This is a genomic window from Pirellulales bacterium, from assembly GCA_036499395.1.
GTDB lineage: Bacteria > Planctomycetota > Planctomycetia > Pirellulales > JACPPG01 > JACPPG01.
The window spans coordinates 32,976-49,656 of sequence record DASYDW010000136.1 but is presented as its reverse complement, the minus strand read 5'-3'; the positions used below and the strand labels follow the sequence as shown (position 1 = coordinate 49,656).

The window sequence follows — 16,681 nt, the reverse complement described above, 5'->3', positions numbered from 1 at the left end:
TCGTCACTTCTCGACGATCGTGATGTCCTTGTACCAGGCTTCACTCGGTGGGCCGCCGTGGATTTGGACGCCGATCAGCCCGGTTTGCGCGATGCCGTCGTCCGGCTCGGTGTAGTCGACGGTTTGCAGACCGTTGATCCACAGTTGAATCCGTTTGCCGACCGCCAGAATGCGATAGTCGTTCCAGTCGTCTCGCCGCAGGACTTTGTTCACCGCTGTCAGGTCGGATTTTACGAGAATCTTGTTGCGGCGGGACTCGTCGTACAGCGCGCCCCACCAACCGTCTCCCAGGTCGGCCTGATACCCCGACACTTCGTGGTGGTTGGGAATGCGCTTGCTGCGGAATTGGATGCCGGCGTTGGCCCCTTTACCCACGACTTTGAACTTCGCGTTCAGTTCGAAGTCCCCATACTCACGGGTGGTGCAGAGGAACTCGTTTCGTGCGACCGGTTTCTCGAGGCTGCCGCCGACGATCGCACCGTCCTGGACGCGAAACACGTCGGTGTTTCCTTCCCAACCGGCGAGTGTCTTGCCGTCGAACAGGGAAACTGGCTCGGCCGCGTGGACGGTTGAGCCTAGCAGGCCCACGAACAGCAGGCACGGCAACAATTTCTTGGCGCAGCGTGTCATCGTCGGGATTCCGTGATTTCTTGGGAGCATGGAGCAATGCATGCCCAGCATACCCGGCTGCGCGCCGTGATGCCATTTTCGACAGATTCGCCGTCGTTTGGCGGATGCGGCGCTTTCGCGCCGGCGAAAACCTGCTCGCCCGCACTTGCCTGTCGCGGTATTATTGCTGCGCTCGCATCGCATAGCCCTGGAGAACCGTATGAGTACGCTGTTAGCGCTCGTTGATACATTCAAATTCAATCGCGATCGTACGTTGAAAACGCTCTCGACGATCGAGGCCGAGTCGAACCCGCGTGCCGTGCTGGGCTGGCGCCCCGGACCTGGCCGGACCCACATCGGCTGGCAGTTGACGCACATCGGCATTACCGAGGAACTGTTCGCCAGCGACCGCCTGGGCCTGAAGAAACCACCTGCGTTCGCCGAGTTGTTTGACCGATTTCGCGGCGGCAGCACGCCTGACGATGATGTGCCTGCGCCGGAGTTGATTCGACGGATTCTTACTGAAACTCGCGAGCGATTGCTGGCAACGGTCAATCAGCTCGACGAACAACGCTTAGACGAAATCCCCGAAGGGCTGTTGAAAGACCGCGGCTGGTCGTTGCGCACGGCGCTGCAAGTCATCGCCTGGCACGAGCCGCACCACCAGGGGCAGGCACATATCACGCACAATCTCTACAAGGCCGCCCACAGCAAGTGATGACGAAGCGATGGTCGTGGCGCAGCGATCCATCGCTCGCGGCATGATACGCCGTTCGAGAATTCTCCGCAGAGTTTCCCGCATACGATGCTTCACGAGTAACGACCTATGACGACCTCGACTGTCCGTCCTGCCAATTTGCACGAGCTGCGCGAGAGCGGCTGGGTCTCGAAAACCGTCAAGCGCGAAATCTACGACAATTTCATGGCCCGGCTGGTTGAGGATGAAGAGCTTTATCCAGGTATCGTCGGATATGAGAATACTGTGATCCCCGAGATCAATCTGGCCCTGATCGCCCAGCACGACATGCTGTTCTTAGGCGAGAAGGGGCAGGCGAAGAGTCGGTTGATGCGGTCGCTCGTGCGGTTTTTGGACGACGAGATTCCGTTTATCGACATCCCCGAGGCGCCGCTGCACGACGATCCCTTTCAGCCGATCAGCGGTGCGTGTAAACGATTCCTCGCCGAAACGCCGGAAGGCCGGGTGCCGATCGGCTGGTGGCCGCGCAGCGAGCGCTATGCCGAGCGATTAGCGCCGGGCACAAAATTCGCCGACATCATTGGCGAGATCGATCCGGCCAAGTTGGCCGGCGGCACCAGCATGTCAGCCGAAGAAGCTTTGCACTTCGGCCTCATTCCGCGCATGCATCGCGGTATCTTCGCGATGAACGAGCTGCCCGAACTGGACGAACTGGTGCAAGTCGGCCTGTTCAACATCCTGGAAGAGCGCGACGTGCAGATTCGCGGCTTTCCCGTGAAGTTTGATATCGACGTGCTGATCCTTTTTTCGGCGAATCCCTCGACGTATAACCGCAGTGGCAAGGTGATACCGCAGTTGAAGGACCGCATCGGTTCGGTCATTCACACGCACTATCCGCTGGAGCGCGACCTGGGCATCCAGATCATGCAGCAAGAGGCGGGCATCGAACTAGACGGGGATTTTCCCGTCGTTGTGCCGTACTTCATGCGTGAAATCATCGAGGAGATCAGCATTGTCGCCCGCCGCTCAAAATACGTTGATCATCAGTCGGGCGTGAGCGCGCGATTCAGCATCGCCAACTATCGCACCCTGATCGCCAGCGCCCGGCAACGCGGGGCCCGGCTCGGCGAGCGTCCGGCGGTTCCTCGCATCAGCGACCTGGGACACATCTATTCGTCGTCCCTGGGTAAGCTCGAACTGGACATGATGGGGAGCCATCAGATGTCCGAGCGGCAGGTGCTGGATGCCATTGTCGCCGAGGCGATTCGCAATGTGTTCGAGCTGTACGTCGATCGCCACGGCCTGGAAGAAATCGGCCATATCTTTGGTGGCGGCGTAAAGATCGAAGTTGGCGACATGCTCCCTTCGGAAGCGTACGCGCAGCGGCTTGAGCGCGTTCCGCCGGCCTGGGACAAGGCGTTCGAAGTGAATGCCTCGACCGATCCGGCAGTGCGCGCCTCTTGCGTCGAGTTTGTGTTGGCTGGCCTGTACGCCACGGACCGCATCTCGCGCTCGCAACAGCGCGGGCGGATCATGTACGAGCTATAGACCGGATGGACGCGACTCAGGACCGCGACCGGGGCGGGCGGACCATGCCATAGACCGGAATCTGGTGGCCGCGCGGCGCCGTGCATTCAGCGACTTGAAAGCCGTGCCGCTGGTAGAGGCGGACGTTTTGCTCTTGATGCGTGTCAAGCCAGCAGGGAACACCCTCAGCGTCGGCCCGCTCCAGGATCGGCGTCATCAAGTTGCTGCCAATGCCACGACCCTGATGATCGGGATCGACGGCGATCGCCGCCAGATACCAATGGGATTTGTGTGCGTACTGATGATGCATGCGGCGGCCAACTTCGTCGTAATCGATGAGCCGCCGAAACCCGCGCAGGCCAAAGCCGGGTAGCAGCCGCAACATGCCTGATCGCACTTGTTGCCAGAAACTCGGAATATCGGTGCCGGGCCGTAGCCAGGCCGTGATGCCGGAAAAATCGAGCGTCGCGTACGCCTGGCCGCGACACATGCAATCCCACAGCATGGCGCCGTACAAATCCGCCACGGCGCGCAGGCGACGATGGTCTTTCGGTTGGGAATAGACCATCAGGTTGTAGTCGTAGAAGGCGCAGCCGAGCAGTGCTTTCGCGCGAGGGAAATCGGACGGTTCCAAACGCCGCATGCCGTTGGTCGTGGTCGCTTGGCTCATGTATCGAAGCGCCTAGGTTTTTGTCTTAGCTGCCAACGAACCGACAAACTCGAGACTGCGGTCGATCCACGCGCGCAAGTCTCGTTCGGTATCGATCCCCTCCGCCGCGACGACGATCCAGCCGGTCATCGGCCGCCCGGTAAAATCGAACTCGCATGCATGCGGGAGACGCAGTGCCGCACGATAAGCATCTTTTCCGACACGCGCGATCAGCGAATCTTGCCAGATGCCAACGCACACGTTGCCTCGCAACATGAAGCACGTCGTGCCGAACATTTTTTTCTCAGTGATGCCCCGTTCGCGTCCGACCACGGTTCGCACTCGATCAGCTAAGGAGGAACTAAAAGGCATGGCGTGGCTCCGTTAACCGCCACCGATAGCCGGCAGAAAATGTATTTCGCTGTTCGGACGGATCGGCGTCAACAATCGTGTGGTCATCGACCCATCGATTGACACGGCCAGACCCGGGGCGATCGTGTCCCCCATAACGACGCGCGCGAAGAGCCCAGGGCATTCGCCGTCGAGCTGTCGCAGGAGGTCACGCAACGTCGCGCCTGTGGCCGTCATTTGCGAGACGCCGCCTGTGAGATCGCGCATCTGAGGTGGAAAGAAGACGGTGGCCATGGAAGGAAGCTGTAACCAGTAATCGGAAGCCAGTAAGCGGCGAAAGACCAGAACGCGTGATGTCTCTGATTACTGACGGCCAGCGACTGCCTACTGCTTTTCTTGCATTGCTTTCCAAACTCGCGGCGGCGACATGGGCAGTTCGCCGTGCCGGACGCCGGTCGCATGGTAGATTGCGTTGGCCACGGCGGCCGGCGGGGCCACGATGGGCGTTTCGCCGACGCCGCGCACGCCATACGGGTGCGCGGGGTTGGGCACCTCGACGATGATCGTATCGATCATCGGCAGGTCGAACGCCGTGGGCATACGATAGTCGAGATAGCTGGCGTTGCGCATCCGGCCCTGATCGTCGTAGAAGTATTCTTCGTTCAGCGCCCAGCCGATTCCCTGCACGCTTCCTCCCTGCAATTGTCCCTCAACATAACTGGGATGAATTGCCTTGCCGGCATCCTGAATGGCGGTGTATCGCAGGATCGTGACCTTGCCCGTATCAGGATCGACCTCGACGTCGACGATATGGGTGCCGAAGCCGTTCGAAGGGCCCTCAGGATCGACCGCGGCACGACCAACGATTGGGCCACCGGTTTGATTGAGCTTGCCGGCTAGTTCCTTGAACGAGATCGATTTGCCGGCGGCGTAGAAGCTGCCGTCGTCCCATTTCACGTCCGCCGGCTTGCATTCCCACAATACTGCAGCGCGGGCGGCCATCTGCTCGCGAAGATCGAGCCCGGCATGATAGGCGGCCAGTCCGGTGGCGAACGTGGTGCGGCTGCCGCCGGTGACGTCGGTATAGCCGACGCTGTCGGTGTCGGCGACCTGAGGATGCACGTCCTCGGCCCTGATGCCCAATGTCTCGGCCAACTGCATGGCGATGCTCGTACGCGTACCGCCGATATCGGTCGAACCTTCGATCAGAGTCACGGTGCCGTCGGAATTGACGTTTGCCGCGACGCTACTTTTCAAGCCGATGTTGAACCAGAATCCGCTGGCAATGCCACGACCACGATAGGGGCCGGTGAGCGGCGAGCGCCAGTGGTCGCTGTTCTTAGCCGCCTCGAGCGTTTCGATGAAGCCAATACGCGGATAGACCGGACCGTCGACGCGGCGCGAACCTTCCTTGACAGCGTTTTGCAGACGGAACTCGAGTGGGTCGATCTGCAACTTTTCCGCAAGCTCGTCAATGACCGACTCGCAGGCAAACGCCGCTTGCGTCGCGCCTGGAGCACGGTAGGCCGCGGTCTTCGGCTTGTTCAACAAGACGTCGTAGCCATCGACACGGGCGTTTGGAAAATCGTAACAACTGAAGACGCACATGCAGCCCGGGCCGATCATGCCGCCGGGATAGGCGCCGGCATCGTAGGCCAGCCATGCCTCGCCGGCCGTCAATCGACCGTCCTTCTTGGCGCCGATCTTGACGCGCATGAACGAGCCGGGGGTCGGGCCGGTTCCTTCGAAAACGTCGGCGCGCGTCATGGTCATCTTTACGGGGCGACCACATTTCCGGCTGAGGATCGCGGCCACCGGTTCGAGATAGACCGTGATCTTGCCGCCGAAGCCGCCGCCGATTTCACACGGCACGATCGTCACCTGCGAGACGGGCACCTGCAACAACTCGGCCGTCTGAGCCCGCGCCGTGAAGGCCCCTTGAGTTGACGTCCAAATCGTTATGTGGCCGTCATGGTTCCAAAGCGCCGTGGAAACGTGTGGTTCGATGTAGCCTTGATGGACACTGGCGGTCTTGAACTCGCGATCAATGACCAGATCGGCCTCGGCGAAACCTTGCTCGACGTTCCCTTTTTCGAAGTGGAGGTGAACCGAGACATTCGTGGGTTTCGTTCCGATCTTGCCCATCTCGTTCGTGAACACGTTATCGTGACACAGTGGTGCGTCGTCCCGCATCGCGTCCAAAACCCAGGTCACTGCCGGCAGCGGTTCGTAGTCAACCTTGATCAGTTTGATCGCCTCTTCGGCGACGTGTGGGCTGGTGGCGGCAACAGCCGCGACGGCGTGTCCCTTGTACAGAACCTTGTCATGCGCCAGGCAATTGGCGCCCAAGTGCGCCAGGTTCACCATGCCTTCGCCAAGGTCAGCCATTTTGTCCTTGAGATTCGGAAAGTCGTGGCTCGTTACCACGGCCAGCACGCCAGGTAGCTTTTCGGCAGCGCTCGTGTCGATCGATTTGATCGTGGCGTGCGGATGCGGGCTGCGCAGGACGCGCCCATGCACGAGGCCAGCCATCTGCACGTCAGCGCCGTAGATGGCGCGGCCGGTGACCTTGTCGACACCGTCATGACGGACAGGCCGGGTGCCGATAACTTTATACTTCACCGCCGCCTCTTTGGTTGCGGCCGGCTCTTTAGCTTTGCCCTTTGGCGGAGTATCAGTAGCCATCAGCGAGAAGTCTCCTGCAAGGCAACGGCGGCATCCTGCACGGCGCGAACGATTTTGTCGTAGCCCGTGCAGCGGCAGAGATTGCCAGCCAATTCGAAGCGAATATCTTGTTCCGAGGGGCGCGGATTGCGGTCGAGCAGTGCTTTGGCTGCGACGAGAAAACCGGGCGTGCAGATGCCACACTGCAACGCGGCTCCTTCCAAAAAGCACTGCTGCAACGGGTGCAGATGGGCCGTATCGGCCATCCCTTCGATGGTACCGATCTGGGCGCCTTCGGCCTCGACGGCCAGTACCAGGCAACTATTGACTGGTACGCCGTCCAGCATGACGGTACACGCGCCACAGTTGCCGTTATTGCAACCTTCTTTCGAGCCGGTGAGTTCCAGCGTGTCGCGCAGAACTTCCAGCAGGCTCTGTCGCGGTTCGCAGAGAAATTCCACGGCTTCGCCGTTAATCGTCGTCGAGACGTGCGCTTTCTTCACCACGGCAGTCGTTCCTTGAAGGTGTCAGTCAACGGAGTCCTCTTTCCCAACGTTCCGAGCGACGTCAGCTAATACTTCTTTCCGTTGGGCGAGTGGCCGACATGCACGCCCCGAGCGCGCTCGGCGGCTCCGGTGAGCGCGCGGGCGGTCATGACTCCCACGATGTGCAGCCGATATTCGGCCGGAGCACGCATGTCGCTGATCGGCTTGGCGAGCAAGCGGGCGCGGTTGCCTGCCTCGGTAAAAGTTTCGGCCGTTGCCGGCTTTCCAACGAGCCATGAGGCCACGTCAATCGCCGCCAGCGGTTTAGGGGCCACGGCTGCTAGTCCTAATCGCGCGGCCTCGATCGTGTCGCCTTTGGCGTTGAGCCTTAGCCAGGCTCCAGCCCCCACGACGGCGATATCCATCTCATTGCGAGGAATGAACCGCAGATAGCGCGACCCTTCGTGCTTCGTTGGCGCGGCAAACTCAAGTGCCACCAGCAGCTCGCCGCGCTTGAGCACGTTGCGGCCCGGGCTGGTGCAGAACTCGGCCACCGGCACGCTACGACGACCGTCCGGGCCGGCGATTAAACATTTCGCATCCAGGGCGATTAGCGCTGGGATTGAATCCGCGGCGGGCGAGGAATTGCACAGGTTGCCACCGATCGAGCCACGGCTTTGAATCTGCCAGCCGCCAATAATTCGTGCGGCGTCGGCCAGTGCCGGATAAGCGGATGCAACAGCCGGATCGCGGTAGATTCGGTAACAGGGGACGCTGGCCCCCAGGTGCAGGCCCTGCGCCGCGCTGAACGAGAGGTTCATCAACTCAGGGATTTTCTTGATGTCGACAATCAGGTCGGCATCACGAAGTCCCTCACGAAGCTGGACCAGGATATCCGTCCCGCCGGCCAGGATTCGGGCCTTTTCCCCACGTGCGGCCAGCAGGCCTACGGCCTCGTCCACGCTGTGAGCGGCCGCGTATTCTATTTCTTTCAAAGGTATTCGGTCTCCAACAGATTTCCCGAACTCCCAATCACTCCCCAAGGAAATTTGACGGCGGCGGCCGCCGGCTGTCAAGCTCGTGGCGGAATCGGCGGCAGGGTGCTATCCCTTTTGGCTAGTTGCCGTTAGCGCCGAGGGATACAATTCGTCAGACGCACACGAATCGCACGTCGCAACCATCCAATCATCGCCCACGCCCTGGAGGTCGATCATGGCCACGACAACGGAAACAATCAAGCAGCCAAAAATTCGTCAGACCGAATGTTTCATCGGTGGTAAATGGCAGCCGGCCAAAAGTGGCAAGACGTTCGAAACCGTGAATCCTGCGACCGAGCAGGTGATTGCGAACGTGGCCGAAGGAGACGCGGCCGATGTCGATCTGGCCGTGCTCGCGGCGCGCAACGCGCTCGAAAATGGCCCGTGGAGCAAGATGGACGCCCGCGATCGTGGCCGATTGATGTACAAACTGGCGGATCTGATCGAAGAAGAACTCCACGATCTGGCGGCGCTCGAAACATTGGACAACGGCAAGCCGATTCGCGACTCGCGCGCCGCTGACTTGCCTTTGACGATTGATTGCCTGCGTTATTACGCCGGCTACGCCGACAAAATTCACGGTCAGACGATTCCGGTCCGTGGCAACTACTTCACCTACACGCGGCGCGAGCCGGTGGGAGTTGTCGGACAGATCATCCCATGGAACTTCCCCATGTTGATGGTGGCCTGGAAGTGGGGGCCGGCCTTGGCCGCCGGTTGCACGATTGTGATGAAGCCGGCCGAGCAGACGCCGCTCACTTGCTTGCGGATGGCAAAGCTCGCGCAAGAGGCCGGTATCCCCGATGGTGTGATCAACGTCGTGCCGGGCTATGGACCAACCGCGGGCGCTTCGATCGTCAAGCATCGCGGCGTGGATAAGGTGGCCTTCACTGGTGAGCATCGCACGGCGCAGATCATCATGACCGAGGCCGCCCAAACATTAAAGCGATTGACTTTCGAACTGGGCGGTAAGAGCCCGAACATCGTCTTCGCCGACGCCGATTTGGACGCGGCGGCCGCGGGCGCGCACATGGGCTTGTACTTCAACCAAGGGCAATGCTGCTGTGCCGGCAGCCGACTGTTCGTGCAGGAAAAGGTGTACGACAAGGTGGTCGACAAGATCGTGGCGATGAACAAGACGCGGCAAGTCGGCGATCCGCTCGATCCTGCCACCGAGCAAGGCCCACAGATCGATCAGGCGCAGTTCGACAAGATCATGCACTACATCGATCTGGGCAAGAAAGAAGGGGCCGACTGCCTGACTGGCGGCAAGCGCCATGGCGACCGCGGCTACTTCATCGAGCCGACACTCTTCGGCAACGTCAACGACGAGATGTCGATCGCCAAGGACGAGATCTTTGGCCCCGTGCTATCCGTGCTGAAGTTCAAGGACGTCGAAGAGATTATCGAGCGCGGCAACAATACGTTCTACGGCTTGGCGGCCGCGGTCTGGACGCGCGACATTGCCAAGGCGCATCACATCGCGGCCAAGCTGCGGGCCGGTACGGTGTGGATTAACTGTTACGACGTCTTCGACACGGCCGCTCCGTTCGGCGGCTTCAAGATGTCTGGCATGGGACGCGAACTGGGCGAGAAGGGGCTCGACGCCTATACCGAAACGAAGACGGTTACGGTGAGTTTGACGTAGTACGAGCTTGCCGTAGACGGATGTGTCAGGAACTAAGGCCGCTCTCCCTTTATTGGGGAGGGCGGCTTTTTTATCGCGCTCGTTTTCAACGATTGCGCTACTTCTTTCCGCCGATTGAGATCAGGTGCGAATACGTGCGCAGGTACATTCGGCCGTTGGCCACGCTCGGGGTGCTGCGGCTGTCTTCACCCAGCGGATTGCGCGCTAGTAGCTCGTACTGGTCCGTGGCCGAGAGCACGACGACTTCACCGTCCTCAGCGATGCAATACAAGCGATCGTTGACGCACACCGGCGAGCCGGAGAAGTTTCCGCCCACGCGTTGCTTCCACAGAATCTGCCCCGTTGCCGCCTTCACACAGGCGGCGACTCCCTTATCGCTCCACATGAATACAAAGTCCCCTTTGCCGATCATCGTGGGCACGTACGGCGCCGAGTCGGTGATCTTCCACACCTCTTGCGGCTTAATGGCGCCGTCGGGTGTGCCCGGCCGAATGGCCGCGACATAGTTCCCACCACCCCCTGAGCCGCAGCTTCCCCAGATCATGCCGTCGCACAGCACTGGCGACGCACAGGTCCGCTTATCGAAGGCGTCGAGTTCCCAGTTCGTCTTGCCCGACTTGGGATCGATGCCCGAGACGCCGTGCGCTCCGGACAGAAAGATCAGTTCGTCGGGCAATCCCTCACGCGCCAACACGCAAGGCGTGGCATAGGAAACAAACTCCTTTTGCCGCGGCGTCTGCCAGCGCAGTTTGCCTGTGTGTCGATCGAAAGCCAAGAGCGAACTATCGCCGTCTTGATCGTTCCCCAGTACCAGCAGGTCTTCATAGACGATCGGCGATGGTCCGGCGCTGTGCTGGCTGCTGTACGGCCCGAGATTCAGCTTCCATTTCTCCACGCCGTCATGGCTCAAGGCGACCAGTGTGTACTCATCCGGCGTCGACCATGCAAAGTAAACGTGCTCTTCGTCGCATGCCGGGCTGGGCGTTGCGAAACTGTTGCGCAGATGCTTGGTGTGCACTTCGGACGGATAACGCCGCTCCCACAAGATATGGCCATCCGCGGCATCCAGGCAGAGCAGGATCCGCTCGGCGGTGTCTTCGACGGCGCTAGTCAAGAAAATCCGGTTCCCCCACAGCACTGGCGAGGAGTGCCCTATGCCTGGTAGCTCGACTCGCCAGTTGTAATCCTTTTCGGTCCACTCCGTGGGAACGGATTTGGCTGCACTGATGCCGGTGCCGTTGGGACCGCGAAAGCGAGTCCAGTCTTGCGAGAACGCGCCGGTCCCAAAAACCAGGAATCCAACGGGGATGCAAATGACCGCTATTCCTCGCGCGATAATGAAAGTCATGCATCAGCTCCTATAACTTCAAAGTGCGTGAGAAATCGCAGTGAGGCGTGACGGCGCAATGCGGCGGAGTTGACAAGTACGCGCCATCTTAGCGACCGCCATATCATGAAACCAGCAGCATGGCATGCCGCTGGAAGGGCATTTCCGGCTACACGTAGCCGTGCCGGAATCGAGACCATCTAACTGACGGCCCCTTAATGTGGCTACCGCCGCACGATTCCGTACTCTTCGATCTTGCGATAGATCGTGGCCCGGCCCACGCCTAATAGCTTCGCGGCCTCAGGCACGTTGCCGGCCGTGCGCTTGAGCGCTTCGACGATCAACCGCTGCTCCCAAACGTCCATCCGCAATGAATCGAGCTCGCCGGTCGTGCCGGCATCCTGCAGCCCCAGATCCTGCTCGTCGATCGCTTTGCCCATCGCTAATACGACGGCGCTATCGATGACATTGCGAAGTTGTCGGACATTGCCGGGCCATTGATAAGCGAGCAGCTTCGCCCGGGCGCCACTCGATAGCTCGAGGCCTGGCCGACCATGTTGCGCGCAGAAGTGCTCGAGAAAGAAATCAATCAACAGGCTGATATCGCCGCCGCGCTCGCGCAGCGGCGGGATTACGACCTCGAACACGCTTAATCGGTAGTACAAATCCTCGCGGAATTTCTTCTCGCGTACGTACGACAGCAGGTCGCGATTCGTAGCCGCGATCACGCGGACGTCGACACTGACTTCCTGGCTCGAACCCACGGGTAGGAACGGATGTCCTTCCAGAATGCGCAGTAGCTTTGACTGGCCCGCCAAGGTCAGCTCGCCGATCTCGTCGAGAAACAGGGTTCCCAGATCGGCCTGGCGAAAATATCCAGCATGGTCGCTGGCCGCGCCGGTGAACGAGCCCGCCTTATGCCCGAAAAGCTGGCTCTCCATGATGTCGGCCGGAATCGCAGCGCAGTTCACCGTCAACATCGGCCGGTCGGCGCGCGGACTGGCGCGATGGATGGCCCGCGCGACGAGCTCCTTGCCGGTGCCGCTTTCGCCTCGCACTAGCACGCAGCCGCTGGCCCTCGCCATGCGGCACAACTTGGATTTGAGATCGCGCATGCCGGGTGAGGCGCCGACCAGATCGTCGTAGCCGGGCGAAGCCGCTTTCAACCGAGCTAGGTCGCTGGTCAACGATTTTTCGTGCCGCGCTCGCGCAAGCGCCACGGCCGTGATGTTGGCGACCGAGATAGCGAACTCGAATTCCGATTGCCGAAAGCGCCCGTGATCCAGGTAAACGTGCATCGCCCCCAGCACGGTGCCGGTTTGCACCAAGGGTACGCAGAACGCGTCGGCGAAATCTTGCGGCCGCTCGTCTTCGCCGGCCGAGCGCTGATTGGCCGTCCACACGGCGTGACCCTCGTCCGAGACCAGACGCGTCAACGACTCGCTCAGCGAAACTTGCTTCGCTGCTGATTCGGGGATCATTAGCTTCGGCTTCAGATGCCCATCGTCGCTGACCCAGAGGAAGCCGACGATTGTGGCGTTCGTCCGCGTGCGCAGCAGATCGAGCGATTCGCGAATCACCTCTTGCGGATCGGCGCAGCCCAGCAGCTTAATGCTCAATTGGTAGAGCAGCAGCAAATCCTGCGCTTGTTCCGAATCCTGGATGGCCGATAGCGCGAGCTCTTCCCCCAGGAAGCTCCCCATCACGGTGTCGCGAACGATCGTCTCTTTTCCCTTTTCCGAGACGACCGATCCGGCGGTGGGGGGCTGCTCGGTCTGGTGAAAGGCGAACTCGCAAGCGCCGATGCGTACCGAATGCCCTTCGGCCAACACGGCTTCGTCGACCTTCTGGTCGTTGACGAAGGTCCCGTTGCGGCTCCCCGCGTCACGCACCCGCCACGTGCGGTCACGGCAGAAAAGCACCGCATGCACGCGAGAGCAGATAGGGTCCAACAGCGTGATCGTGCATTCCTCGCCACGCCCGATGCGGAACTCGCGGGCTTCGTTCAGCAGGAAATTCATTCCTGCCTGCGGCCCGATCATCATGGTCAGATAGGTGTACAGCGGGGGCATGGGGCGGCGGGCTCAGCACCTGGGACAAGCCAACAGCGCCCACTATAACACACCGGCTCCTGTTCGGGGGATGGAGGGGGACGCTCGGTGGCCCGCTGCCAGTGCTGGCCGTGGCCAGCTTCCGATCGGGGGCTGGCCGCGTAATTCAAATACGGATTCGGAATCTATTCCGCTGACAGCATAAAATGGTTGCGGGCCGAGTCATGATGGAGCTGATCGGCGTACCTAGTGGTCGAAATAGGGCGAACGAATATGCCACTGACGGGCGAATCAAATCGGCAGCCCCTTCCTCCAGACGGGTTGATCATCGTCGGCCACGGTACGCGCGACGAGCGCGGCTGTGCCGAGTTCGCCGAGTTGGTCCAGCAGGTGATCCTGCGGGCGCCACGAACGATCGTTGAGGGCTGCTTCCTCGAACTGGTCGAGCCCGATCTGCCGCGTGCCGTCGATCGCGCCATCGAGCGCGGCGCATCGTGCCTTGCTGTGGTGCCACTGCTGTTGGTGTCGGCCGGACATGCCAATCGCGACATTCCGCAGTTGGTGGCGGCGGCGGCCGACAAACACCCGACCGTCGGGATCGAACAGATGCCGCATCTTGGCTCGCATTCGGCAGTGCGGGAACTCGCCCAACGACGGTACGCCGCGGCGATTGAGGGTTTGCGGACTGTCGCGGCCAATGAGACGCTGCACCTGGTCGTTGGGCGCGGCACGAAGGATCCGGCCGCGAACATCGCGCTGTGCGGCTTCGCCCGCCAGCGACAGGAGCAAACCGGCGCCGGCTGGCTGGAAACGTGCTTTCTGGCCATGACCGAACCTTCGCTCGAGCGCGGCTTGCAGTTACTGCCCGGCTTGCCATTTCGCCGCGTAGTCGTCGAGCCGCATTTGCTTTTCCAAGGCGAGCTATTGGATCGTGTCCGTTCGATGGTCGCGAGCGCCACTGCACAGTGGCTGGAACGCGAGTTCGTCGTCGTTGACCGCCTGGGGCCCGATCCAGCGCTCGCGCGGGCTATCCTCGAACTCGCAGAAATCCCCACGTCCGAGGCATCTTGATCGCGCAGCAGCCAAAATCTAACGACATATCCAGGTCAAAAGCCCCGCTGCAAAGAAACCGAATGGCCCTGCGAACCGTAAAAACACAGGCGTGCCCGAGGGGCACGGTTGATATTGCTTTTCGAGTGGCGAGCGTATAGTATCCTCTAACTTGTTGCCTTCGATAGACTTAGCTATTCTCGCCGCGAACAGTGCATCGATTCTGGTGCGATCGCAGAGGGACGCGGATATCGATTGTCGGGTTCGATTGCCGGTCTTATTTGGCGATCAACCTGGACGACCCATGGATGGTCGTGAAGGCATCGGGGAAGCGCAAGTCATCAGACGAGCGGTGGACGTCGATGGAAGAGTTATCGGCAATGCATCTCTGACGAGCAGGGCTCTACCGCGCACCCCTTGGTTCTGGCCTTTTTCCAGTTAACGAGCAGAAAAGGATTTGCGATGCGTCATCTTATCCCTTACGTGCGCCCTCTTTCGCTCTATCGCATATCCGTGGCAATGCTCGCCATGGCGGCCACGGCTCCGGGGATCGCCGGGGCGGATCCGGTGGGCCCGACCGATGACGATCACAACGTGACCAAGGCGGTGGTGCAGTTGCTGCGTAGTCAGCACATGTCGAAGCACCCCTTGGACAACGAAATCTCGCATCGCTTTTTGGACCGGTATCTGAAGATGCTCGATCCGATGAAGCTTTATTTCCAGCAGAACGACATTGATGGCTTCAAGCTCCGCCAGGACGATCTGGACGATCTGACCCGCAAAGGAGATGTCAGCTTTGCCTACCAGGTCTTCAGCGTCTTCCTGCAGCGCGTCGACGAAAGTGTGAAGCTGGCGGACGATATCCTGAAGGAACCGCTCGATTTCACCGTCGACGAAGAGATGATCACTGACCCGGAATCGACGCACTACGCCCGCAACAACGCCGAGGCGCGCGACTTCTGGCGCAAGCGCATTAAGTACGATTTGCTGGTGTTGAAGGCCGGCAAGAACAAGAAGCCTGCAGCAACCGAGAAGTCGCCGAAAGACGACACGACCCCGGCCGAAGCGGCCAAGGCGGCGGAGGACCCTCGCGAAAAGCTTTCGAAGCGCTATCACAATTTCGCCCGTCGTATGCATCAGTACGACAGCGACGAGTTGTTGGAGGTCTACCTGACGGCCCTCTCGACGTCATTCGACCCGCACACGTCATATATGTCGAAGCACACGCTCGAGAACTTCGAAATCGAGATGCGGCTGCAGCTCGACGGTATCGGCGCAGCGCTAATGGCCGGTGACGATGGCTACACCGTCGTTACCAAGGTCGTGCCAGGCGGAGCCGCCGATAAGGACGGCCGTTTGAAGGCTGACGACAAGGTGATCGGCGTCGGGCAAGGAACCGAAGGCCCGATCGAAGACATCGTCAATATGAAGCTCTCCGACGTCGTGCAGAAAATCCGCGGACGCCGCGGTACGGTCGTCCGCCTGGAAGTGATTCCCAACGGCGCTAACGACAAGCGCATTTACGACATCACACGCGACGAAATCAAGCTGACTGACAGTGAGGCCCGTGCCCGGATCATCGACGAGACCAAGGGGGGCCAGACCTACAAGATCGGCGTCATCGACCTCCCCAGTTTCTACATGGACATGGAAGGTGCCCGCCGTGATCTGCCCGACTTCAAGAGCACGACTCGCGACGTCCGGCGTATTCTCGACGAGTTCAAGGCCAAAGGCGTACAAGCCGTGGTCCTTGATCTGCGCATGAATGGTGGTGGCAGCCTTCCCGAGGCGATTAGCCTGACCGGTTTGTTCATCGACGAAGGCCCGGTTGTGCAGGTGAAGGATGCCGAAGGACGTGTGCAGCAATACGATGATCTGGAGCGTGGAGTTGCCTGGGATGGCCCGCTGCTCGTGCTCACCAGCAAGTTCAGCGCTAGCGCCAGCGAGATCTTCGCGGGGGCGATTCAGGACTATCACCGCGGACTGGTCGTGGGCGACAAGTCCACGCACGGTAAGGGGACGGTGCAAAGCCTGCTTGACCTGTCGCGGCAGTTCTTCGGACGCATCCCCAACGCGCCGCAACTGGGTGCCTTGAAGATCACGATGCAGCAGTTCTATCGTCCCGATGGCGACAGCACGCAGAATCGTGGTGTGGTTTCCGACATCGAGTTGCCATCGCTTACCAGCCAGGCTGCGATGGGCGAGGCGGACTTGGATTACGCCCTGAACTTCGACAAGGTGGATGAAGTTCCGTACCGTCGAGCGCCGTACATTGATACGCACTTGATCAACCAACTGAGCAAGCTTTCAACCGACCGCCGCAAGGACTCGACCGAGTTCCAAGGCGTCGTGCGAAATATCACCCGCTACGAGGCGCAAAAAAATCGCAAGACGGTTCCGCTGAACGAGCAGAAATTCCAGGCCGAGCGTGACGAGATCAACGCCGACAAGGAAGAAGAGAAGGAGCTCGAGGAGCTGGCCAAGGGGGATAAGCCGGTTTTCGATCCCGAGAATTTCTACAATCGCGAAATTCTGGCGATCACGGTCGACCTGCTGCAACTGACCCGCCTGGCTAAAGCGAACTAA

The 16,681-nt window shown here is 60.4% G+C and carries 14 protein-coding genes; 5 read left to right on the top strand and 9 right to left on the bottom strand.

The window, feature by feature from the left end:
- Positions 1-3 precede the first annotated feature (3 nt).
- Positions 4-630, bottom strand: a complete 627-nt coding sequence (locus VGN12_28630; protein ID HEY4313451.1) for a DUF1080 domain-containing protein — start codon at positions 628-630, stop codon at positions 4-6.
- Positions 631-829: 199 nt separating this feature from the next.
- Here VGN12_28630 and VGN12_28625 point away from each other — a divergent pair, with 199 nt between their 5' ends.
- Both VGN12_28625 and VGN12_28620 read left to right on the top strand, forming a co-directional pair.
- A complete protein-coding gene (locus tag VGN12_28625; protein HEY4313450.1) occupies positions 830-1,327 on the top strand; it encodes a DinB family protein in 498 nt (165 codons plus the stop codon).
- 108 nt (positions 1,328-1,435) lie between these two features.
- The gene (locus VGN12_28620; protein HEY4313449.1) at positions 1,436-2,854 is read left to right on the top strand and encodes a magnesium chelatase; all 1,419 of its coding nucleotides are present in this window, start codon (positions 1,436-1,438) and stop codon (positions 2,852-2,854) included.
- Between the two features lie 16 nt (positions 2,855-2,870).
- Here VGN12_28620 and VGN12_28615 read toward each other — a convergent pair whose 3' ends face one another.
- From VGN12_28615 to VGN12_28590, 6 genes are all read right to left on the bottom strand, one after another.
- A complete protein-coding gene (locus VGN12_28615; protein ID HEY4313448.1) occupies positions 2,871-3,503 on the bottom strand; it encodes a GNAT family N-acetyltransferase in 633 nt (210 codons plus the stop codon).
- A 12-nt stretch (positions 3,504-3,515) separates the two neighbouring features.
- The gene (locus tag VGN12_28610; GenBank protein ID HEY4313447.1) at positions 3,516-3,854 is read right to left on the bottom strand and encodes a TfoX/Sxy family protein; all 339 of its coding nucleotides are present in this window, start codon (positions 3,852-3,854) and stop codon (positions 3,516-3,518) included.
- A gap of 12 nt (positions 3,855-3,866) precedes the next feature.
- Complete coding sequence (locus VGN12_28605) at positions 3,867-4,127, bottom strand: MoaD/ThiS family protein (protein HEY4313446.1); 261 nt, start codon at positions 4,125-4,127, stop codon at positions 3,867-3,869.
- Between the two features lie 90 nt (positions 4,128-4,217).
- A complete protein-coding gene (locus VGN12_28600) occupies positions 4,218-6,518 on the bottom strand; it encodes a xanthine dehydrogenase family protein molybdopterin-binding subunit (protein HEY4313445.1) in 2,301 nt (766 codons plus the stop codon).
- Positions 6,518-7,003: a (2Fe-2S)-binding protein gene (locus tag VGN12_28595; protein HEY4313444.1), complete on the bottom strand. Its 486-nt coding sequence runs from the start codon at positions 7,001-7,003 to the stop codon at positions 6,518-6,520. Before VGN12_28595 ends, VGN12_28600 begins: the two co-directional genes overlap by 1 nt.
- A gap of 65 nt (positions 7,004-7,068) precedes the next feature.
- Entirely contained in the window at positions 7,069-7,977 is a 909-nt protein-coding gene (locus VGN12_28590; GenBank protein ID HEY4313443.1) for a xanthine dehydrogenase family protein subunit M, read from the bottom strand.
- Positions 7,978-8,194: 217 nt separating this feature from the next.
- Between VGN12_28590 and VGN12_28585 the strand changes: the two genes are divergently transcribed.
- Positions 8,195-9,667: an aldehyde dehydrogenase family protein gene (locus VGN12_28585; GenBank protein HEY4313442.1), complete on the top strand. Its 1,473-nt coding sequence runs from the start codon at positions 8,195-8,197 to the stop codon at positions 9,665-9,667.
- 97 nt (positions 9,668-9,764) lie between these two features.
- Here the strand turns inward: VGN12_28585 and VGN12_28580 are convergent, their stop codons facing one another.
- On the bottom strand, positions 9,765-11,015 hold the full coding sequence (locus VGN12_28580) for a PQQ-binding-like beta-propeller repeat protein (GenBank protein HEY4313441.1): 1,251 nt from the start codon (positions 11,013-11,015) through the stop codon (positions 9,765-9,767).
- 203 nt (positions 11,016-11,218) lie between these two features.
- Positions 11,219-13,066, bottom strand: a complete 1,848-nt coding sequence (locus VGN12_28575) for a sigma 54-interacting transcriptional regulator (GenBank protein HEY4313440.1) — start codon at positions 13,064-13,066, stop codon at positions 11,219-11,221.
- Positions 13,067-13,318: 252 nt separating this feature from the next.
- On the opposite strand from VGN12_28575, the gene VGN12_28570 reads away from it, so the two are divergent.
- Entirely contained in the window at positions 13,319-14,116 is a 798-nt protein-coding gene (locus VGN12_28570; protein HEY4313439.1) for a sirohydrochlorin chelatase, read from the top strand.
- A 441-nt stretch (positions 14,117-14,557) separates the two neighbouring features.
- On the top strand, positions 14,558-16,681 hold the full coding sequence (locus tag VGN12_28565; GenBank protein HEY4313438.1) for a carboxy terminal-processing peptidase: 2,124 nt from the start codon (positions 14,558-14,560) through the stop codon (positions 16,679-16,681).